Consider the following 19,183-nt stretch of genomic DNA (forward strand, 5'->3'; position numbering starts at 1 on the left):
TCGTTAATCGGCAGGGAGAACAAAGGGCTGAGGTGAGAGGCAATTCCATGCCAGTTTCAGCGCTGGCATGGAAGATATTGCTGGAAAGACTACTTAGAGGTACTTATTTACGTCCCGCGCGCGCCTTCTGTGCCGCTTCGATGATGGCCACCACGCCGGGCTTGTCGCCCGCCTGGGCGAACTGCGCGGCCGTCCAGCCGTGATCGCTTTTCAGACTGGCGTCCGCGCCCCAGGACAGCAGCAGCTTGACGGCGCCCTCCTGTCCTTCGCGGGCGGCGAACATCAGCGGCGTGACGTTGGCGGGTGCGCGCGCATCGACCACGGCGTCGCGCTCCAGAAAAATCTTCATGATGGGCAAGTCGCCGGCCGAGGCCGCATAGTGCAGCGCCGTCCAGCCGCTCTGGTTGACCTTGGCGCCCTTGGCCAGCAAGGCGTTGACCGCGTCCTGCTTGTGCTTGTAGGCCGCCATCATCAGCGCCGTGTTGCCATTGGCCGAACGCGCTTCGATGTCGAGGCCGGGCGTGTCGAGCAGCAGCTTGAACACTTTGTCCGCATCGTCGCGCAGGGCCAGCACGAGGGGAATGTCGCCGCGCTGCGTATCAGCCTGGTTCGGATTCATGCCGTCCGCCAGCATGCTGCGCACGCCGCTGGCGTTGTTGACGGACACGGCGCGGAAGAAGGCATCCGGTTCCGGTGCCGCGTGGCTGGCGGTGGAGCAGCACAGCAGCATCGCCAGCGCGAGTTTTTTCATCATGGTAAACCTTAAGAAATTATGGCAACTGATTGAATAGCTTGAAGAAATTATCCGTCGTCTGCTGCGCCACCTGGGCCAGCGGGATGCCTTTCAGGGTCGACAGGTATTCCGCCACGTGGGCCACGTAGCCAGGTTCGTTCATGCGGCCGCGGAACGGCACGGGCGCCAGATACGGCGAATCCGTCTCGATCAGGATGCGCTCGAGCGGCACTTCCAGCGCCACGGCTTGCAAATCCTTCGCGCTTTTGAACGTGACGATGCCGGAAAAGGAAATGTAGAAACCCATGGCTATGGCGGCGCGCGCCACTTCCAGGGATTCCGTAAAGCAATGCATGACGCCGGCCACGCCGCCGTCGGATACGCCCGCGCCCTCTTCGCGCATGATGCGGATGGTGTCTTCACTGGCCGCTCTGGTGTGAATAATCAAGGGCTTGCGCGTGATTCTTGACGCCTTGATGTGCGTGCGAAAACGCTCGCGCTGCCATTCGAGGTCGCCCGTCAGGCGGAAATAGTCGAGGCCCGTCTCGCCGATGGCGATGATCTTCGGATGGTCGGCCAGCCGCACCAGGTCTTCCACGGACGGTTCAGGCGTGTCTTCGTAGTCGGGATGCACGCCGACGGAAGCGAAAATATGCGGATACTGCTCGGCCAGGGCCAGCACCTGCGGGAAGTCCGGCAAGTCGACGGACACGCACAGCGCGTGCGTCACCTTGTTCTCGACCATCTTGGCGAGGATCTCGGGCATGCGAGCAGCCAGCTCGGGGAAATTGATATGGCAATGGGAATCGATATACATAAGGCGGGATTGTACCGGAGGGAGCAAAAACTGGCAGGGGAAGCGCTGGGCGCAGCCCCCTGCCGTGGCGGTGCGGATGCTGGCAGCCGATTACAGCTGAGAGGACGGGTGTTCCGCCAGCGGAACGAAGTTGCCGGTCGCCTCGTCGAGCGCGTCGAGCGAGCCATTCTCGATGTCATACACCCAGCCGTGCAGGGTCAGCCGGTTTTGCGCCATGGCCAGCGCTACCGAGGGATGGGTACGCAGGTTATTCAGTTGCGCCACCACGTTGGCGCGCACCATGCCGTCGATGCGCGACTGTTCCGTCGGATGCTCGATCGACTCGTTGATCATGCGCGCCGCATCGGCATGGTGCAGCCAGCTGCGCACGGCCGGCATGTGGTCGAGGCAGGCGCAGGTGGCGATCGCCTTCATCGCGCCGCAATCGGAATGGCCGCAAATGACGATATCGCTCACGTTCAGGGCCGACACGGCAAATTCCACCGTGGCGCTGACGCCGCCCGGTTCCGGGCCGTACGAGGGCACGATGTTGCCCGCGTTGCGGATCACGAAGAGTTCGCCTGGCTCGCGCTGCGTCACCAGTTCCGGCACCATGCGGCTGTCCGAGCAGGAAATGAACAGGGCCTTCGGGGTTTGTCCCGTGGCCAGGGTCTTGAATAACTCGCGGCGCGCGGGAAAAACCTCTTTTTGGAAGCGTAGAAATCCAGCAATAATGTCGCGCATAAATAAATAGAATGGTTGGCAGAGCCGATATTATCGCTGATCTGGCGCCTGGCTGGCCTATTGCCCCTCGGGCGGCTGCCACAGCTCCACCTTGTTGCCCTCGGGATCGATGACCCAGCCGAACTGGCCGTATTCCGAATCGGGCGCCTTGTCCAGCACCGTGCAGCCTTCGTCGCGCAAGGCTTGCAGCAGCGCATCGAGGTCGTCGACCCGGTAATTGACCATGAAGGCCGCCTTGCCGGGCGCGAACTGCCCGCTGTCCGCTGATGCCACGGACCAGATGGTGGTGCCGCCCGTGGGCTGGCCATCGGCATCCGTCCAGCTGAAGGCGGCCCCGCCCCACGGCTGCACGTCCAGGCCCAGGTGGCGCTGGTACCAGGCGCGCAGCGCGGCCGGGTCTTGCGCGTGGAAGAAGATGCCGCCGATGCCAGTGACCCGTTTCATGCCCGCCTCCGTTGCTGTCCAGTGCAGTGACTGTAACACCGGGTTTCGGGCGTGGCAAACGGACATGGCGCCCTGGCCAAAAAAGTTATCAAGATATATAGTGAGCGGCCGGTGCGCAGCCATGGGGTAGCGCGCGGAAACGTGGAGAGTGTTCATGCTGAAAGTTGCCGGCCCTTTGATACTGCTGGCCTGCCTGGCCCTGACAGCGCCTGCGCATGCACAAGTACAGGTGCAAAACAAGCGCGACGCGCCCAAGACCATCCCCGAGGCGGGCTTGTGCGCACCCATGTGTGCGTCGGCACGCCAGGATTGCCGCGCGCAAGCGCAAGGCGCGACGGAAAACGACACCAGCCCCATCTTGTCGATGAAACCCAGCAGCAATCCCTACGTTGCCGCCGGCAGGAATGTCGACGCGCAAGCGGAGCAGCTGCGCCCGACCGAAGCCCAGGCCTTCCGTGCCCGGCGCGCCGAACGCCAGCAAGCGTGTGAAGTACGCTACCGCAGTTGCACGCGCGCCTGCGGCTGAGTCACTCCAATCGCCAAGCGCGCCAAGCACCAAACAATCTGGATGAACTTGGCAACGCAAGTACTTGATTTTATTGACAGCTTGATGCGTAGTCGAGCAGCATGTCTTCCAGGAACAGCTTGGGCGACAAAGGATGCTCGGCGATTGCCCGGCGATCGTTGGCGGCCTTGATGGCGGCCATCAAACGACTGACGTTGATGCGTCCTGCCAAGGCTTCCAGCTCGCGCCGGTGGCGCGGGTAGTAGCGGATGGTGCCGGACAACTTGACGGAAAACACGTCGTACAGCCAGCGCTGCAACGATGCCACCAGCGGCGCCAGCGGGGCCTTCTGCAATTTGTCCGCCGCCTTCAACGCCGCTTCCACGCCGGGATTGGCCAGCACTTGCAGCAACTGTTCCGTTTCCTCGCGGCCACCCGATTCGGACTGGGCCAGCGCGGCCAGCGGCGCGCCGCCCTGCTCGCGCAGCCAGCTGTCCGCATCGTTCAAGCCCTGGCCCTTGAGCCAGGTCAAGGCCTGCTCGTGGCTGGGCATGGGCAAGGCAAACTTGCGGCAACGCGACAATATCGTCGGCAGCAGTCGGTCCAGGCTGTTCGATGCCAGCAGGAACACGGTGCCCGGCGGCGGTTCTTCCAGGGTTTTCAGCAAGGCGTTCGAGGCGGGCGTGTTGAGCGCCTCGGCCGGGTACAGCACCACCACGCGCAAGCCCTGGCGGTGCGTGGAAATGTTCATGAAGTCGGCCAGGTTGCGGATCTGCTCGATCTTGATGTCTTTCGACGGCGTCTTGGTCTTGGCGCTTTTCTTCGCGCCCTCGCCCTCTTCGCCGTCGTCCGCCACTTCATCTTCCAGCGCTTCCGGACGGACCCGGCGGTAATCGGGATGGTTGCCCTGGCTAAACCAGCCGCACGAGGCGCACGCACCGCAGGCGTGGCCGTCGGCGCGCACGTCCTCGCACAGCAAGGCCTGCGCGAAATGCTCGATGAAGTCGGCCTTGCCGATGCCTTGCGCGCCATGGAACAAGATGGCGTGCGGCATGCGCGGGCGCAAGGCTTGCAATTGCTGCCAGGCGTCCTGCTGCCAGGGATAGAGAGAACTGATCATTCTTTATTTCTATAAAATCATACGGTTGCGACGCTTTGCTCAAGCAAGACATCAAGCAGTTGCGCAAGCTGCACTTGAATATCGGCAATGCTTTGCGTGGCATCGATGATGCGGAAGCGTTCAGGGAACTGGGCTGCGCGGCGCAGGTACTCGTTGCGCGTGGCGGCAAAGAAGTCCGATCGCTCCTGCTCGAACTTGTCGAGCTCACGCGTGGCGTCCAGGCGGGCTCTGGCCACGGCCAGCGGCACGTCGAACAAAAACGTCAGGTCCGGCTGCAGGTGCGGATGCACCCACGCTTCCAGCGCTTCCATCTTGCGCAAGTCCATGCCGCGCCCGCCGCCCTGGTAGGCGAAGCTGGCATCGGTAAAGCGGTCGGAAATGACCCACTCGCCCCGCGCCAAAGCGGGGGCGATGACTTGCGCGATGTGTTCGCGGCGGCTGGCGAACATCAGCAAGGCTTCCGTTTCCAGGTGCATTTTTTCATGCAGCAGCAGTTCGCGCAGCTTTTCGCCCAGGCTGGTGCCGCCCGGTTCGCGCGACGACACGAGGCTCACGCCCCGTTGCTGCAGGTAGTCGGCGACAAAGCCGATATGCGTCGACTTGCCCGCGCCATCGATGCCTTCGAAGGTGATGAAACGGGGTTGATGGTGTTGTGTCATGAAACTTCTTACTTAATCAGGAGAAATTAGCAGGTGAAATTAGCAGGTGAAATTACCGCTGGTACTGGTTCACGGCGCGGTTATGGTCGGGCAAGTTGGCCGAAAACTGGCTGGTGCCGTCACCGCGCGCGACGAAATACAGCGCTTGCGTGCGGGCCGGCGCCAGCGCCGCCGTCAGCGATTGCGCGCCAGCCAAGGCGATCGGCGTGGGCGGCAAGCCGCCGCGCGTGTAGGTATTGTACGGGGTGTCCGCTTCCAGGTCGCGTTTGCGGATCTTGCCCTGGTAGTTGTCGCCCATGCCATAGATCACGGTCGGGTCCGTCTGCAGCAGCATGCCCGTCTTGAGGCGGTTGACGAACACGCCGGCGATCATGGCCCGTTCGGACTTTTGCCCCGTTTCCTTTTCCACGATGGACGCCATGATAAGGGCCTCGTACGGATTCTTATATGGCAAGGCCGGATCGCGCTTGTCCCACGCTTCGGACAGGCGGCCTATCATGGCCGTGTGCGCCTGCTTGAAAATCTGCATTTCGCTGGCGCCCTTGGCGAACAGATACGTATCCGGGAAGAACAGGCCTTCCGGCAGCACAAACTCGGGGCTGATTTTCGCCATCAGCTCCTTGTCGGACAAGCCCACGGTATCGTGCTTGAGGCCTGGATGGCTGGCCATGGCCATGCGCATCTGCTTGAAAGTCCAGCCTTCGATGATGGTCAGCGACTCTTGCGCGAACTCGCCGCGTGCCAGTTGCGTGATCAGGCGCTGTGGCGTCGTGCCCGGTTTCAGCTCGTAGGAACCGGCCTTGATCTTCGACGTCTTGCCTTCGACGCGCGCCAGCAGGTTGAACAGTATAGGCACGATGGGCACGCCCGCGTCCGCGATCTGCTGGCCGGCCGCGTGCGCGCCGCTGCCCGGCGTGATCGTAAACGGGATCGCCTCGCCTTCCGTGGTGATCGGCTGCTGCGCCCAGTACACAAAAGTACCACCGACGCCGATGGCGGCGATGACCGAGCTGACTACAAGTTTTTTAAAGAAAGCCATTGTTCCGATTCTTGTGATGCGTGCGCTGATGGCCAACGTCCGCTTGTTATGATCGTTCATTTGTGAAGCAAGCGCGTGCAAAGCGGCGCCAACACTGGCAATTTTGCCGCTGCCGACGCGATCTGCGCGACATCACTATAATGAACCCGTAATGATAATGCTTAATCGCTGATCTAATGGAAATTATGAATAACTGGAATCAATTTTTAACCGCACAAGGCGCCCGCCCCGCTGCCACCGAGGGTGCGCCTGACAGCACCGCCCCCATCGCCGCCGCCCCTATCGCCGATTTCGGCCAGTCCCTGACAGTGCCCCAGCTGCAAGAAGGTTTTGTCGCCGCCATCACGGACCAGGGCTTGATCGGCTTGAACGGCGACGAGGCAGCCAGTTTCCTGCACGGCCAGCTGACCAACGACGTGGAACACCTGGACCAGCAGCAAGTGCGCCTGGCAGGCTACTGCACGCCGAAGGGCCGGCTGCTGGCCAGTTTCCTGATGTGGCGCAACGCCACCACCATCTATCTGCAATTGCCGCGCGCCATACAGCCAGCCATCCAGAAGCGCCTGCAGATGTTCGTGCTGCGCGCCAAGGCCAAGCTGCACGATGCGTCCTTTGATGAGGCCAATCAAGTCATCCTGGGCCTCGGCGGCAAGCAAGCCAGCGCCGCCCTGGCCGCCTGGTTCCCTACCCTGCCCGCCACTCCGTTCAGCAAGGTCGACCATGCGTTGGGTACGCTGCTGCGCGTGGCCGATGCCTTTGGCAGCGCCCGCTATGAATGGCTGACGTCGGCCGCCACGGCGCGCGACGTGTGGCCGCCATTGACGGCACAGCTGGCCAAGGGCGGAACTGACGCCTGGCAATTGTCGGACATCCATGCGGGCATCCCGCAGATTACGGCTGCCACGCAAGAGCAATTCGTGCCGCAAATGGTCAACTTCGAGCTGCTGGGCGGCGTCAATTTCAAGAAAGGCTGCTACCCGGGCCAGGAAATCGTCGCGCGCAGCCAGTATCTGGGCAAGCTCAAGCGCCGCACCACCCTCGTCAGCATCGCTGACGCAGCGGCAGTGGCCGGTGGCGAACTGTACGCCGTCAGCGACCCCGAGCAGCCTTGCGGCATGCTCGTCAACGCCGCGCCCAACGGCGTAGGCGGCATCGACGCCCTCGTTGAAATGAAGCTGGGGGCGATAGCCGAAGGTTCAAGCGCCGCTGGCGCCGTGCGCTACGGCTCGGCCCAGGGCGCCGCCGTGCAATTCCTGCCCATGCCTTACGTGCTCGACGCACTCGATTTGTGAGAATGCCATGAAAGATTTGTACATTTACTATCAGGTAAAGGAAGAGCACGCCCAGGCGCTGGAAGCGCGCGTGCGTGCCTTGCAAGCGAAACTGGCGGCCGCCTCTGGCGTGGCGCCGCAACTGAAGCGCCGCCCGGAAGTCAAGGATGGCTTGCAGACGTGGATGGAAATCTATCCCGTCGTCGGCGAAGGTTTTGCCGAACTGCTGGCCGCTGCCGCCGACGAGGCGGGCCTGCTGTCATTGACGGCCGGCGCGCGGCATACGGAAGTGTTCATGGATTTGCCTCCATGTGCCTGATCGTTTTTGCCTGGAAAGTCAATCCGCACATCCCGCTGATTGCCGCCGCCAACCGCGACGAATTCTATGAACGCGCCAGCGCCCCCGCCGGTGCCTGGCCCGAGCACCCGCAAGTGTATGCGGGCCGCGACCTGCAGGCGGGCGGCAGCTGGATGGGCATCACCCAGGCCGGCAGCGGCAGTTCGCGCTTTGCCGCCATCACCAACATCCGCAGCCCGCAAGACCGCAACCCGGACGCCCCCTCGCGCGGCGCCCTGGTGGCCGACTATCTGGCCGGCACTATGTCGCCACAAGACTACATCGCGCAGATTCGCCCCGGCTGCAAAGCCTACAACGGTTTTAATCTGGTGCTGGGCGACGCGCAGACGCTGATCTGGTTTTCCAACCGCGGCGATGGCGACGCGCGCAATGGCCTGCCTCTGGAACCGGGCATCTACGGCCTGTCGAACGCCCTGCTGGACGCGCCGTGGCCGAAAGTCCTGAAAACCAAGGCCCAGTTCGCCAGCCTGCTGTGCCAAGGCGCACCCGACGACGCGTATTTCGACATGCTGGCCGACACCACGCGCGCGCCCGACTTCCGCTTGCCCGACACAGGCGTGCCGCTCGACCTCGAGCGCGTGCTGTCCGCCGTCTGCATCGAAACGCCGGGCTACGGCACGCGCACCTCCACCGTCGTGAAACTGTTCCCCGACTCGCCCGGCGAATTGCATGAGCTGGTGATACAGTAGGTCGGGTTAGCGCGCAGCGCGTAACCCGACAACACCACCACACTCAACCAACATCACCACCGTCCCCGATGTCCGATTACGCGCGCCTCTGGCGCGCTAATCCGACCTGCGTACGCTTCCCCTCTCTTCATCGAAAAGCCACTCGGCAGGTGTCCGCACAAAAAAGAAAGCGCTTGCGCAAGCGCTTTCTTTTGTTTACGATAGATTCAAGCGCGGCGACACAGCCGCACACTATCGCAGCACACAATAATAAAAAAACCATCAGGAGACACCATGGCCACCATGGAAGATGTAGCGCGGGCGGCGGACGTATCGCTGTCGACCGTTTCGCACGTACTCAACGGCACCCGCAAGGTCAGCCCGAAAACCGTCGCCGCCGTCAACGCGGCCATGCAGCAGATCGGCTATGTGCCGAACATGCTGGCGCGTGCGCTGGCCGGCTCGTCCTCGGGCACCATCGGCGTAGCCATTTCCGCCTTCACCAATCATTATTTCAGCGAAACGGTGCGCGCCATCGAGGCGGCCTGTACGCGCCACGGCTTGATGATGCTGTTTTCCGATACGCATGACGATCCCGCGCAGGAACTCAAGGTGGTGCAGAACTTGCACCAGCGCCGCGTCGACGGCATCGTGCTGGCGCCGTCCGGCGATCCGCACAACCGCACGCTCGACTATTTGACCAGCAACAAGATCGCTTCCGTGCTGGTCGACCGCATGTCGCCGCAACCGTTCGACCAGGTCGGCGTGGAAAACACCGAGGCGACGGCCGAACTGGTCAGCCACTTGATCGCTGCTCACGGCCACCGCCGCATCGGCTTCATCGCTGGTGCGCCCGGCCTGTCCACGACGGACGAGCGTATCGACGGCTACCGCCTGGCCTTGCAGCGCGCCGGCATCGTCTTTGATCCCGAACTGCTGCGCTCGGGCGACTCGAATCTCGAGCGCAGCGGCGCGGCCACGCGCGAACTGCTGGCCCTGCCACCTGGGCAGCGTCCGACCGCCATCGTGGCCGGCAATAACCTGATGACCATCGGCACCATGCATGCCTTGCGCGACGCACACATTGCCGTACCGCAAGACGTCGCGCTGGCCGGCTTCGATGATTTCGACTGGGCCGATTACTTCAGCCCCCGCCTGACGGTGATGGCCCAGCCGCTCGAAGAGCTGGGCGCCATGGCCGTCGACCTCTTGATCGAACGTATCGCCCATCCTGAGCGTGTCCAGCACGTGCAGCGCTTGTCGCCGACCTTGCGCGTACGCAACTCCTGCGGCTGCCCCTGACTTTTTACTCTACACACTATGCATCCAGCGATTTCCCTCGGTATCGACCTCGGTACCTCCGAACTGAAAACCGTGCTGATGGACAGCACGGGCGCCGTGCGCGGCCAGGCGTCCGTGCGCCTGGACGTGAGCCGCCCGCAGCCGGGCTGGTCCGAACAAGCGCCGCAAGACTGGTGGGCCGCCTGCGTCAACGCGCTGGGCCAGCTGCGCGCCGGCTGGCCGCAGGACTATGCACAGATCGTTTGCATCGGCCTGTCGGGCCAGATGCATGGCGCCGTGCTGCTCGATAGTAACGACAACGTGATCCGTCCCGCCATTCTGTGGAACGATGCGCGCGCCGAAGCCGAGGCGGCCGCACTGGCGCGCGACTATCCAACGTATGCGGACGTGACGGGCAGCCTGCCCATGGCGGGCCTGACGGCGCCGAAACTGCTGTGGCTGCAACAGCACGAGCCGGATGCCTTTGCCGCCATCGCCTGCCTGCTGTCGCCGAAAGACTATCTGCGCCTGCGCTTTACGGGGATCAAACTGACGGACATGTCCGACGCGGCCGGCACCCTGTGGCTGGACGAGGCCAAACGCGCCTGGTACACCCCCATGCTGGCCGCCTGCGGCTTGACGCTGGAACAAATGCCCGCGCTGGCCGAAGGCGACGCCGCCACCGGCACCGTGCTGGCCGCCATCGCCGACCAGCTGGGCTTGCCAGCAAACGTGGTGGTGGCAGGTGGCGGCGGCGACAACCCCGTCTCGGCCGTGGGCATCGGCGCCGTCAATGGCGGCGACAGTTTCATTTCGCTGGGCACCAGCGCCGCCATCGTCAGTGTGACCGAAGCGCCGCTGGGCAACCCGGCCGGCGGCGTGCACAGCTTTTGCCACGCCCTGCCCGGCCGCTGGTATGCGATGGGCGCGATTTTGTCCGGCGCCAGCTGTCTGCGCTGGGCCACGGGCGTGCTGGGCCAGCCCGACGAGGCAGCCCTGCTGGCGCTGGTGGCAGCGGGCTTGCCGCTCGATGCCCCCATCGCGCCATCGGCACCGCTGTTCCTCCCGTACCTGTCGGGCGAGCGCACGCCGCATAACGACCCGCAGGTGCGCGGCGCCTTTTTGCAGCTCGGCCATGACAGCACGCCGGCGCAGCTCGGCTACGCCGTGCTCGAAGGCGTGGCGTTTGCCTTGCGCGACGCCATGGCGGCCGTCACCTCGACCGGTGCAGTGGTACCCCACTGCATGCTGGTGGGCGGCGGCGCGCGCAGCCAGTACTGGGCGCAATTGCTGGCCAATGTGCTGGGGCGCGAAATGCGCACCCTGCACAACAGCGAACTGTCGGCCAGCCTGGGCGCGGCCAAGCTGGGCTTCGCCGCCATCGGCGACACCAGCCTGCTGACGCAGGGCTTGCCCATCAAAAACACTTTCCTGCCCGATGCCGCGCACAGCGCAGCCTTGAGCATCCGTTATGGCCGCTACCGTAGCCTGTTTCCCGCCGTGCAAGCCTTGCACCAACTCAGTGATAAGGAATAGTAATGAATCAGCTGCAACAATTAAAACAGACCAGCACCGTTGTCGCCGACACGGGCGACTTTTTGCAACTGGCCCGTTTCGCGCCGCAAGACGCCACCACCAACCCGTCGCTGATTTTAAAAGCCGTGCTGCAGCCCGATTACGCGCCCTTGCTGGAAAGCACAGTTGCCGCGCATCAATCCGCCAGCCTGGACGATATCGTCGATGCAGTGCTGGTGCGCTTCGGCCTGGAAATCCTGAAAGTCGTGCCGGGCCGCGTCTCGACGGAAGTCGATGCCCGTTTGAGCTTTGACCGCGACGCCACCGTGGCCCGGGCGCGCCGGCTGATCGCCCTGTACGAGCAGGCTGGAGTAAAACGCGAGCGCGTGCTGATCAAGATCGCCGCCACCTGGGAAGGCATCCAGGCGGCGCGCGAACTGGAAAAAGATGGCATCTTTTGCAACCTGACCCTGCTGTTCGCGTTTTGCCAGGCCGTCGCCTGCGCCGACGCCAAAGTACGGCTGATTTCGCCATTCGTGGGCCGCATCTACGACTGGCATAAAAAATCGCTGGGTGCGGCATGGGACGAAACGGCCCGCAGCCTGTCCAACGATCCAGGCGTGCAATCGGTCACGCGCATTTTTAATTACTACAAGCAACATGGCATCGCCACGCAAGTGATGGGCGCCAGCTTCCGCAACGTGGGACAGATCACGGCCTTGTCCGGCTGCGACTTGCTGACCATCAGCCCCGACTTGCTGGCGAAACTCGAAGCATCCGATGCGCCGTTCGAGCGCGCGCTGGGCGGCGACCTGGGCGCGGCGCAGCCGGCCATCACGTATGACGAAGCCGCTTTCCGCTACGCCCTGAACGACGATGCGATGGCCACCGAAAAGCTGGCCGAAGGCATCCGCGGCTTTGCCGTCGATGCGGGCAAGCTCGATGCCATGATCGAAAAATTACGTACCAACTAAGTTTTCACCCGTAACACCGTTTGTTTTTACAATAAAAACCCTTGGAGATCCTCATGAAAAAAGTCATTACCGCCACCCTGCTGCTGTCCGCCGCCTGCGGCGCCTTTGCTGCCGACAAGCCATTGAAATCGATCGGCGTGAGCGTGGGCGACCTGGCCAACCCGTTCTTCGTGGCGATTGGCCGTGGCGCGGAAGAAAGCGCGAAAAAGCTCGGTGGCCCCGGCGTGAAAGTCACGACTGTTTCCAGCAAGTATGACCTGAACACCCAGGTGGACCAGATCGAAAACTTCATTGCCAACAAGACCGACATCATCATCCTGAACGCCGTCGATTCCAAGGGCATCGCACCGGCCATCAAGAAAGCGCGCAATGCGGGCGTGGTCGTGATCGCCGTCGACGTGGGCGCCGTGGGCGCTTCGGCCACCGTGATGTCCGACAACACCATGGCCGGCGACGTGTCGTGCGCCTACCTGGCCAAGCAGATCGGCGGCAAGGGCAATGTGGTGATCCTCAACGGCCCGCCGGTGACGTCCGTGATCGACCGCGTGAACGGCTGCAAGAAAACCCTGGCCGCCTTCAAGGATATCAAGATCTTGTCCGACAACCAGAACGCGGGCGGCAGCCGCGATGGCGGCATGACCGTGATGTCGAATTTGCTGACGGCCTATCCGAAGATCGACGGCGTGTTCGCCATTAATGACCCGACCGGCATCGGCGCCGAACTGGCGATCAAGCAATCGAAGCGCACGGATGTCAAACTGATCACGGCCGTCGATGGCGCGCCCGATGGCCAGAACGCCCTGAAAAACAAGGCCGGCCTGTTTGCCGCCACCTCGGCGCAAAACCCGTACCGCATGGCCACCGACGCCGTGCAGATGGGCTACGACATCATGAACGGCCGCACGCCGAAACAGACCATGGTGCTGTTGCCGACCCCGGCCATCACCAAGGAAAACGTCGCCACCTACACGGGCTGGGTAAAGAACTGATCTGCCTGACCTGAACCACGTGGCGCCGCCTGCCAGTTGGCCGGCGGCGCCAGTTTCACCAGCAAGGAAGGACAGTCATGAGCGACGATATTATTTTTGAAATGCGCGGCATCGAAAAGCGCTTTGGCGCCACACGCGCGCTGCGCGGCGTGCACCTGACGGTGCGCAGCGGCGAAATCCATGCCGTGATGGGCGAGAACGGCGCCGGCAAGAGCACCCTGATGAAAATCCTCTCGGGCGTGTACACCCCCGATGCGGGCGAAATCATCCTCGACGGCAAGCCAATCCGCATCCGCAACCCGGGCGAGGCCCGCGCGCTGGGCATCAACCTGATTTACCAGGAACTGAGCGTGGCCAAGAACATGACGGTGGCGCAGAACGTCTTCATGGGCAGCGAGCCGCAGGGACCGTTCTGGACCGTCAAGGGCGGCGAAATGCGCGCGCGCACCAACGCCATCCTGGCCGACCTCGGTTCCCGCTTCGACGCGGACACCATGGTGTCCAGCCTGTCGATCGCCGAGCAGCAGCAGGTGGAAATCGCCCGCGCCCTCGTGCACGAAAGCCGCATCCTGATCATGGACGAGCCCACTGCCGCCCTGTCCGACCGGGAAACCGAACAATTGTTCCGCATTATCGAAGAACAGCGTGACAAGGGCCTGGCCGTGCTCTACATCAGCCACCGCATGGCCGAGGTGGAACGCCTGGCGCGCCGCATCACGGTGCTGCGCGACGGCGCCTATGTGGGCGAACTGGGCAAGGATGAACTGGATCAAAAGAGAGTCGTGCAAATGATGGTGGGCCGCCCTGCCGACGACTTTTATGCACACCAGCGGCGCACCACGCGGGGCGCCGAGCGCCTGCGCGTGGAAAACGTGGGCGGCGGCAAGGTCAAGCCCGCCTCGTTCACCCTGCATGCGGGTGAAGTGACGGGACTTGCCGGCCTGGTCGGCGCGGGCCGCACGGAACTGGCGCGGCTGATCTTTGGCGCCGACAAGAAGCAATCGGGGCAAGTGTGGCTCGACGGCCAGGAAGTGCACATCCACCGGCCGCTGACGGCGATACGCCACGGCATCGGCTATTTGCCGGAAGACCGCAAGAGCCTGGGCTTGTTCATGCAATTGTCGGCCATGGAAAACATGTCGATGAACATCCTGTCCAAACATTCCACGGCGGGCGTGGTCAACCGTGGCGCCCTGACGCAGCTCACGCGCGAGGCGATTGCCAACCTCAACGTCAAGGTATCTGGCCCGGACGGCATCGTGGGGGGATTGTCTGGCGGCAACCAGCAGAAAGTCTTGCTGGCGCGCTGGCTGGCCATCGCACCGAAAGTGCTGATTCTCGACGAACCGACGCGCGGCGTGGACGTGGGCGCGAAGAGCGAAATCTATAAAATCATCCACCAACTGGCGGATGCGGGCACGGCCGTGCTGTGCATTTCCAGCGAACTGGCCGAGCTGGTCGGCATTTGCGACCGCGTGATGGTGATGTGCGAAGGACGCCTGACGGGCGAAGTGACGGGCGACGACATTACGCAGGAAAACATCCTCGCCTATGCCACCCATCTGGACGCCGCTTAAAAAATCAATACAGGGAGAACTATCATGACTACCACCACCACCGGCGGCGCCGCAAGCGCGCGCCAACCCTTCAATGCCTCGAACCTGATGCGCCGCCTGGGTATGCTGCCCGTACTGGTCGTGCTGTACCTCGCCATGTACGGTCTGACCGTGTATTTCTCGGCCGACGGCACGTCCACCTTCATGACCAGCAACAACACCATGAACATCTTCCGCCAGGTCTCGATCAATATCGTGCTGGCCTCCGGCATGACCTTCGTCATTCTGACCAGCGGCATCGATTTATCGGTCGGCTCCGTGCTGGCCGTCTCGGCCGTGGCGGGCATGCTGATGTCTTTATCGGCCCAGTTCGCCGGCTTTTCGATCCCCACGTTTTTGATCGTCGGCCTGCTGCTGGGCGCGCTCAATGGCGTGCTGGTGGCCCTCGTCGGCCTGAACCCCTTCGTCGTCACCCTGGGCACCATGACGGCCCTGCGCGGCGCGGCCTACCTGTTCGCCGACGGCACCAGCGTGCTGAACACGGAAATCCCGAGCTTCGAATGGATGGGCAACGGCAGCTTCCTGGCCATCCCCTGGCTGATCTGGCTGGCGGCGGCCGTCGTCTTGCTGACGTGGTTTATTTTGCGCAAGACGACCTTGGGTCTGCACATCTACGCTGTCGGCGGCAATATCCAGGCGGCCCGTTTGACGGGCATCAAGGTCGGCCTCGTGCTGATGTTTGTCTACACCATCAGCGGCCTGTTCGCCGGCCTAGGCGGTGCCATGTCGGCCAGCCGTTTGTATGCGGCCAACGGCAACTGGGGTACCGGTTATGAACTCGATGCGATTGCGGCCGTGGTGCTGGGTGGCACGAGCCTGATGGGCGGAGTCGGTTCCGTCTGGGGCACCGTTATCGGCGCCCTGATCATCGGCGTGATGAACAATGGCTTGACGATACTGGGACTGTCGTCGTTCTGGCAGTATGTGGCCAAGGGTGTCGTGATCGTGCTGGCCGTGATTCTGGACAAATGGCGCCAGTCGCACGCCCAGAACTGATGGTGCTGGTGGTGTCGGGTTACGCGCTGCGCGCTAACCCGACCTACCGTTGACGTCGTAGGCCGGATTCGCGCTACGCGCGTAATCCGACAACACCCTGGAACACCAGCCGCATCTCCACATGCGCAATCCCCGCCTCGTCGAATACATCCCCGGCTTGCACGAAACCGTGGCGCGCATAGAATGGCGCGGCCACGGTTTGCGCGTTCAGCACCACGGCGGCATCGCCGCGTGCGCGCGCCTTGTCCATCAGCAAGGTCAAGATGGCGCCGCCCACGCCCGTGCCGCGGCCCGGCTGGCGCACGGCCATGCGGCCAATATGGCCGTCCGGCAATAGCCGGCCCGTACCGATGGCCTTGCCGGCCTCGTCATAGGCGACGGCGTGCAGGCAGACGGCATCCATGTCGTCGAGTTCGATCTCGGCCGGCACTTTCTGTTCATCGACGAAAACTTCAAAACGGATGGCGGTGGCGTCCTGGCCCAGGGTGGCCCAGTCGCCGAGGCGGATGGTGTGCTTGGTCATGATGTAATGTAGAAAGAGACAAGCCGTTATTGTCGCACGGCCTGCCTTTCCACAGAGAGATCAGCTGAGCTTGACCAGCTGCTTGCCGAAGTTGCGGCCTTTTAACAGGCCAATGAAGGCTTCCGGTGCGCTGGCCAGGCCGTCGGCCACGGATTCGCGGAATTTCAGCTTGCCCGTCGCCACCAGGGTGCCCAGCTCCGCCAGGCCTTGCGGCCAGAATTCCGGCTGCTCCGAGACGATGAAGCCGCGCACGGTGAGGCGGTTGGTGAGGATGAAGCGGGCATTGTCGAGCGGCGTCGGTTCGCCGTTGTAGCCGGCGATCCAGCCGCACACGGCCACGCGGCCAAACGCGTTGGTGCGCGCCAGCGCTGCATCAAAGATAGCGCCGCCCACGTTTTCAAAGATGGCGTCGATGCCGTCCGGCGTGGCTGCCGCCAGGTCGGACGCCAAGCTGCCCGCCTTATAGTCGATGCAGGCGTCAAAACCCAGCTCCTCGACGACATACGCGCATTTTTCCGCGCCGCCGGCGATACCGACCACGCGACAACCTTTCAGTTTCGCCAGTTGCCCCACCACGCTGCCCACGGCGCCGCTGGCGGCCGACACGACCACGGTTTCGCCCGCTTTCGGCGCCATGATCTGGTTCAAGCCATACCAGGCTGTCATGCCCGGCATGCCGACGGCACCCAGGTAGGCCGAGGCAGGAATATGCGTCGTGTCGACCTTGCGCAGCATGGTGCCGTCCGATACCGCCACTTCCGTCCAGCCCAGGGTTCCCACCACCGTGTCGCCCACGGCAAACTTCGGATGCTTCGATTCGAGCACCACGCCTACCGTGCCACCGATCATGGTGTCATCGAGCGCTTGCGGCGCCGCATAGCTTTTATTCGCGCTCATGCGCCCGCGCATGTAGGGATCGAGCGACAGGTACTGGTTACGTACCAGCAATTGCCCCTCCGTGATGGCGGGAATGTCTTTCGTTTCCAGACGGAAGTTATCTGGCTGCACTTCGGCCGTGGGACGCGAGGCGAGGACGATGCGTTGGTAAGTGATCATGATGCTCCTGTCAATAAAGTTGATAGCTAACATTGATATTCACGACACCGAACAAAACCGTAGCGAGCGGAAAGGAGAGGTGGCCGAGAAGCGCAACCGTACTGTAGTACGGTGAGCATCGCAGGCCACCTATACCGACGCGCAGCAGGTTTGGTTCGGTGTCACTACACTTCGTAATCCATGCACTGCCTTGCTTCCCGCACGGCCCCAAAAAACGGCTTGATTTTCACGTGCTCTGGATGGTTCTGGTAAGCGTCGAGCGCTGCGCGGCTGGCGAACTCGCTGTACAGCACGATGTCGTAGGTCGCTTCCAGGCCGGGCTGGGCCACGGCCGCCTCGAATGTCAATATGCCGGGCACCAGGTCGGAACAGGAATCGAGCAAGGCTTTCAGCTTCAAGGCATTGGTGGCACGGTCGGCGCCTTCGGCGTGGTCTTTGAGTTTCCAGAAAACGATGTGCTTGATCATGGTGGCAGGCTGCTTGTTTATTAATGAAGCATGACTGTACCCGCTATCGGCGTATTTTGCAGAGCACACCGGTGGAATGCAAACGGGCGGCCCTGGAAGCAGCCCGCAGAGGGGATGACAGATTAAAGTACTTCGAACAGGCCGGCCGCACCCTGCCCGCCGCCGATGCACATGGTCACTACCACGTATTTGACGCCGCGGCGCTTGCCTTCGATCAAGGCGTGGCCCGTCAGGCGCGCGCCCGACACGCCGTACGGATGGCCGACGGCAATCGCCCCGCCGTTCACATTCAGGCGCTCCATGGGAATGCCCAGGGTGTCGGCGCAATACAGCACTTGCACGGCAAATGCTTCATTGAGTTCCCACAGGCCGATGTCGGCCACCGTCAAGCCCGCCTTTTTCAGCAGTTTCGGAATCGCGTAGACGGGGCCGATGCCCATTTCATCGGGTTCGCAGCCGGCCACGGCGAAGCCGCGGAAGATGCCCAGCGGCTGCAAGCCTTTCGCTTCGGCCACTTTCGCATTCATGACGATGGCCATCGAAGCGCCATCGGAAAACTGGCTGGCATTGCCAGCGCTGATGACGCCGCCCGGCATGGCGGAACGGATCTTGGCTACGCCTTCGTAGGTAGTATCAAAGCGGATGCCTTCGTCGCTGGAAATCGTCACTTCGCGCGACACCAGCATGCCGCTGGCCTTGTCGGCCACGCCCATGATGGTGGTCATCGGCACGATTTCCGCGTCGAACAGGCCGGCCGCCTGGGCGCTTGCTGCGCGCTGCTGGCTTTGCGCGCCATACACATCCTGGCGCTCGCGTGAAATCTGGTAGCGCTTGGCCACGGTTTCAGCCGTCTGCAGCATGGGCCAGTACACTTCCGGCTTGTGCTGCTGCAGCCAGACGTCGCGATACATATGCGTATTCATTTCATTTTGCACGCAGGAAATCGATTCCACGCCGCCCGCCGCATAGATGTCGCCTTCGCCGGCGATGATGCGCTGTGCCGCCAGGGCGATGGCCTGCAAGCCCGAGGAACAAAAGCGGTTGACGGTCATGCCGGCCGTCGTGACGGGGCAGCCGCCGCGCAAGGCCACCTGGCGCGCGATGTTGCCGCCCGTGGCGCCTTCGGGGAAGGCACAGCCGACCAGCACGTCTTCCACTTCCTCCGCCTCGATGCGCGCGCGCTCGACGGCAGCCGCCAGCACGTGGCCGCCCAGGGTGGCGCCGTGCGTCATGTTGAACGCGCCCTTCCAGGACTTGGCCAGGCCCGTGCGGGCGGTCGATACGATGACGGCTTCATTCATGCTGTGTCTCCTTGTGGGAATGTTATGTGGTCAATGATGGGTCATTCATGCTGTCTCGGAAGCAGAATAGCACATTTAAGTACGGTCGTTCGCAAAGTTCTGATGGATGGCAATTTGTAAGCATGGTG

The 19,183-nt window shown here is 62.9% G+C and carries 21 protein-coding genes; 10 read left to right on the forward strand and 11 right to left on the reverse strand.

Annotated elements, in window-relative coordinates; translation table 11 throughout:
• Positions 1 to 103 precede the first annotated feature (103 nt).
• From FJQ89_RS05290 to FJQ89_RS05305, 4 genes are all read right to left on the reverse strand, one after another.
• Positions 104 to 754, reverse strand: a complete 651-nt coding sequence (locus FJQ89_RS05290; RefSeq protein ID WP_141169348.1) for an ankyrin repeat domain-containing protein — start codon at positions 752 to 754, stop codon at positions 104 to 106.
• Between the two features lie 16 nt (positions 755 to 770).
• Positions 771 to 1,550 carry a TatD family hydrolase gene (locus FJQ89_RS05295; protein WP_141169349.1) on the reverse strand — a complete coding sequence of 260 codons (780 nt, stop codon included), beginning with the start codon at positions 1,548 to 1,550 and terminating at the stop codon, positions 771 to 773.
• Positions 1,551 to 1,640: 90 nt separating this feature from the next.
• On the reverse strand, positions 1,641 to 2,273 hold the full coding sequence (locus tag FJQ89_RS05300) for a carbonic anhydrase (RefSeq protein ID WP_141169350.1): 633 nt from the start codon (positions 2,271 to 2,273) through the stop codon (positions 1,641 to 1,643).
• A gap of 57 nt (positions 2,274 to 2,330) precedes the next feature.
• Positions 2,331 to 2,717, reverse strand: a complete 387-nt coding sequence (locus tag FJQ89_RS05305) for a VOC family protein (RefSeq protein ID WP_141169351.1) — start codon at positions 2,715 to 2,717, stop codon at positions 2,331 to 2,333.
• A gap of 154 nt (positions 2,718 to 2,871) precedes the next feature.
• Here FJQ89_RS05305 and FJQ89_RS05310 point away from each other — a divergent pair, with 154 nt between their 5' ends.
• Positions 2,872 to 3,243, forward strand: a complete 372-nt coding sequence (locus FJQ89_RS05310; RefSeq protein ID WP_141169352.1) for a hypothetical protein — start codon at positions 2,872 to 2,874, stop codon at positions 3,241 to 3,243.
• Positions 3,244 to 3,313: 70 nt separating this feature from the next.
• Here FJQ89_RS05310 and FJQ89_RS05315 read toward each other — a convergent pair whose 3' ends face one another.
• Genes FJQ89_RS05315 through mltG form a run of 3 tightly spaced genes read right to left on the reverse strand, consistent with a single transcriptional unit; the run spans position 3,314 to position 6,040 of the window.
• Complete coding sequence (locus tag FJQ89_RS05315; protein ID WP_141169353.1) at positions 3,314 to 4,342, reverse strand: DNA polymerase III subunit delta'; 1,029 nt, start codon at positions 4,340 to 4,342, stop codon at positions 3,314 to 3,316.
• A gap of 17 nt (positions 4,343 to 4,359) precedes the next feature.
• Complete coding sequence (tmk, locus tag FJQ89_RS05320; RefSeq protein WP_141169354.1) at positions 4,360 to 5,001, reverse strand: dTMP kinase; 642 nt, start codon at positions 4,999 to 5,001, stop codon at positions 4,360 to 4,362.
• A 52-nt stretch (positions 5,002 to 5,053) separates the two neighbouring features.
• The gene (mltG, locus tag FJQ89_RS05325) at positions 5,054 to 6,040 is read right to left on the reverse strand and encodes an endolytic transglycosylase MltG (protein ID WP_141169355.1); all 987 of its coding nucleotides are present in this window, start codon (positions 6,038 to 6,040) and stop codon (positions 5,054 to 5,056) included.
• 176 nt (positions 6,041 to 6,216) lie between these two features.
• Here mltG and ygfZ point away from each other — a divergent pair, with 176 nt between their 5' ends.
• The 9 genes from ygfZ to FJQ89_RS05370 all read left to right on the forward strand — a co-directional run bounded on the left by ygfZ (position 6,217) and on the right by FJQ89_RS05370 (position 15,708).
• Positions 6,217 to 7,332, forward strand: coding sequence for a CAF17-like 4Fe-4S cluster assembly/insertion protein YgfZ (gene ygfZ, locus FJQ89_RS05330; RefSeq protein ID WP_141169356.1), 1,116 nt, complete (start codon positions 6,217 to 6,219; stop codon positions 7,330 to 7,332).
• Between the two features lie 7 nt (positions 7,333 to 7,339).
• Positions 7,340 to 7,630 (forward strand): DUF4936 family protein, encoded by a 291-nt coding sequence (locus FJQ89_RS05335; RefSeq protein ID WP_071077248.1) that lies wholly within the window; start codon positions 7,340 to 7,342, stop codon positions 7,628 to 7,630.
• Entirely contained in the window at positions 7,621 to 8,358 is a 738-nt protein-coding gene (locus tag FJQ89_RS05340) for an NRDE family protein (RefSeq protein WP_141169357.1), read from the forward strand. Before FJQ89_RS05335 ends, FJQ89_RS05340 begins: the two co-directional genes overlap by 10 nt.
• Positions 8,359 to 8,631: 273 nt before the next feature.
• The gene (locus tag FJQ89_RS05345; RefSeq protein ID WP_141169358.1) at positions 8,632 to 9,639 is read left to right on the forward strand and encodes a LacI family DNA-binding transcriptional regulator; all 1,008 of its coding nucleotides are present in this window, start codon (positions 8,632 to 8,634) and stop codon (positions 9,637 to 9,639) included.
• Between the two features lie 30 nt (positions 9,640 to 9,669).
• Positions 9,670 to 11,154 (forward strand): xylulokinase, encoded by a 1,485-nt coding sequence (gene xylB / locus FJQ89_RS05350; protein ID WP_205704625.1) that lies wholly within the window; start codon positions 9,670 to 9,672, stop codon positions 11,152 to 11,154.
• Positions 11,155 to 11,156: 2 nt separating this feature from the next.
• A complete protein-coding gene (tal, locus tag FJQ89_RS05355; RefSeq protein WP_141169360.1) occupies positions 11,157 to 12,107 on the forward strand; it encodes a transaldolase in 951 nt (316 codons plus the stop codon).
• Between the two features lie 53 nt (positions 12,108 to 12,160).
• Positions 12,161 to 13,096, forward strand: coding sequence for an ABC transporter substrate-binding protein (locus FJQ89_RS05360; protein WP_099763695.1), 936 nt, complete (start codon positions 12,161 to 12,163; stop codon positions 13,094 to 13,096).
• A 77-nt stretch (positions 13,097 to 13,173) separates the two neighbouring features.
• Positions 13,174 to 14,673 carry a sugar ABC transporter ATP-binding protein gene (locus FJQ89_RS05365; protein WP_141169361.1) on the forward strand — a complete coding sequence of 500 codons (1,500 nt, stop codon included), beginning with the start codon at positions 13,174 to 13,176 and terminating at the stop codon, positions 14,671 to 14,673.
• Positions 14,674 to 14,697: 24 nt separating this feature from the next.
• The gene (locus FJQ89_RS05370) at positions 14,698 to 15,708 is read left to right on the forward strand and encodes an ABC transporter permease subunit (protein ID WP_141169362.1); all 1,011 of its coding nucleotides are present in this window, start codon (positions 14,698 to 14,700) and stop codon (positions 15,706 to 15,708) included.
• A gap of 73 nt (positions 15,709 to 15,781) precedes the next feature.
• Here the strand turns inward: FJQ89_RS05370 and FJQ89_RS05375 are convergent, their stop codons facing one another.
• The 4 genes from FJQ89_RS05375 to FJQ89_RS05390 all read right to left on the reverse strand — a co-directional run bounded on the left by FJQ89_RS05375 (position 15,782) and on the right by FJQ89_RS05390 (position 19,055).
• Entirely contained in the window at positions 15,782 to 16,231 is a 450-nt protein-coding gene (locus tag FJQ89_RS05375) for a GNAT family N-acetyltransferase (protein WP_141169363.1), read from the reverse strand.
• A gap of 60 nt (positions 16,232 to 16,291) precedes the next feature.
• Complete coding sequence (locus FJQ89_RS05380; protein WP_423245189.1) at positions 16,292 to 17,287, reverse strand: NADP-dependent oxidoreductase; 996 nt, start codon at positions 17,285 to 17,287, stop codon at positions 16,292 to 16,294.
• Positions 17,288 to 17,451: 164 nt separating this feature from the next.
• Positions 17,452 to 17,754: a Dabb family protein gene (locus FJQ89_RS05385; RefSeq protein ID WP_141169364.1), complete on the reverse strand. Its 303-nt coding sequence runs from the start codon at positions 17,752 to 17,754 to the stop codon at positions 17,452 to 17,454.
• A gap of 122 nt (positions 17,755 to 17,876) precedes the next feature.
• A complete protein-coding gene (locus FJQ89_RS05390; protein ID WP_141169365.1) occupies positions 17,877 to 19,055 on the reverse strand; it encodes an acetyl-CoA C-acyltransferase in 1,179 nt (392 codons plus the stop codon).
• Between the last annotated feature and the right edge of the window lie 128 nt (positions 19,056 to 19,183).

This window comes from Janthinobacterium tructae (assembly GCF_006517255.1).
Lineage (GTDB): Bacteria > Pseudomonadota > Gammaproteobacteria > Burkholderiales > Burkholderiaceae_D > Janthinobacterium > Janthinobacterium tructae.

Coding starts and splice junctions, on each gene's coding strand:
- FJQ89_RS05300 (WP_141169350.1), bottom strand. CDS start 2,273: ATGCGCGACATTATTGCTGGATTTCTACGCTTCCAAAAAGAGGTTTTT.
- tal (WP_141169360.1), top strand. CDS start 11,157: ATGAATCAGCTGCAACAATTAAAACAGACCAGCACCGTTGTCGCCGAC.
- FJQ89_RS05305 (WP_141169351.1), bottom strand. CDS start 2,717: ATGAAACGGGTCACTGGCATCGGCGGCATCTTCTTCCACGCGCAAGAC.
- FJQ89_RS05295 (WP_141169349.1), bottom strand. CDS start 1,550: ATGTATATCGATTCCCATTGCCATATCAATTTCCCCGAGCTGGCTGCT.
- FJQ89_RS05385 (WP_141169364.1), bottom strand. CDS start 17,754: ATGATCAAGCACATCGTTTTCTGGAAACTCAAAGACCACGCCGAAGGC.
- FJQ89_RS05360 (WP_099763695.1), top strand. CDS start 12,161: ATGAAAAAAGTCATTACCGCCACCCTGCTGCTGTCCGCCGCCTGCGGC.
- FJQ89_RS05340 (WP_141169357.1), top strand. CDS start 7,621: ATGTGCCTGATCGTTTTTGCCTGGAAAGTCAATCCGCACATCCCGCTG.
- FJQ89_RS05310 (WP_141169352.1), top strand. CDS start 2,872: ATGCTGAAAGTTGCCGGCCCTTTGATACTGCTGGCCTGCCTGGCCCTG.
- FJQ89_RS05335 (WP_071077248.1), top strand. CDS start 7,340: ATGAAAGATTTGTACATTTACTATCAGGTAAAGGAAGAGCACGCCCAG.
- FJQ89_RS05370 (WP_141169362.1), top strand. CDS start 14,698: ATGACTACCACCACCACCGGCGGCGCCGCAAGCGCGCGCCAACCCTTC.
- FJQ89_RS05375 (WP_141169363.1), bottom strand. CDS start 16,231: ATGACCAAGCACACCATCCGCCTCGGCGACTGGGCCACCCTGGGCCAG.
- ygfZ (WP_141169356.1), top strand. CDS start 6,217: ATGGAAATTATGAATAACTGGAATCAATTTTTAACCGCACAAGGCGCC.
- FJQ89_RS05380 (WP_423245189.1), bottom strand. CDS start 17,287: ATGATCACTTACCAACGCATCGTCCTCGCCTCGCGTCCCACGGCCGAA.
- FJQ89_RS05390 (WP_141169365.1), bottom strand. CDS start 19,055: ATGAATGAAGCCGTCATCGTATCGACCGCCCGCACGGGCCTGGCCAAG.
- FJQ89_RS05345 (WP_141169358.1), top strand. CDS start 8,632: ATGGCCACCATGGAAGATGTAGCGCGGGCGGCGGACGTATCGCTGTCG.
- FJQ89_RS05290 (WP_141169348.1), bottom strand. CDS start 754: ATGATGAAAAAACTCGCGCTGGCGATGCTGCTGTGCTGCTCCACCGCC.
- mltG (WP_141169355.1), bottom strand. CDS start 6,040: ATGGCTTTCTTTAAAAAACTTGTAGTCAGCTCGGTCATCGCCGCCATC.
- tmk (WP_141169354.1), bottom strand. CDS start 5,001: ATGACACAACACCATCAACCCCGTTTCATCACCTTCGAAGGCATCGAT.
- FJQ89_RS05365 (WP_141169361.1), top strand. CDS start 13,174: ATGAGCGACGATATTATTTTTGAAATGCGCGGCATCGAAAAGCGCTTT.
- FJQ89_RS05315 (WP_141169353.1), bottom strand. CDS start 4,342: ATGATCAGTTCTCTCTATCCCTGGCAGCAGGACGCCTGGCAGCAATTG.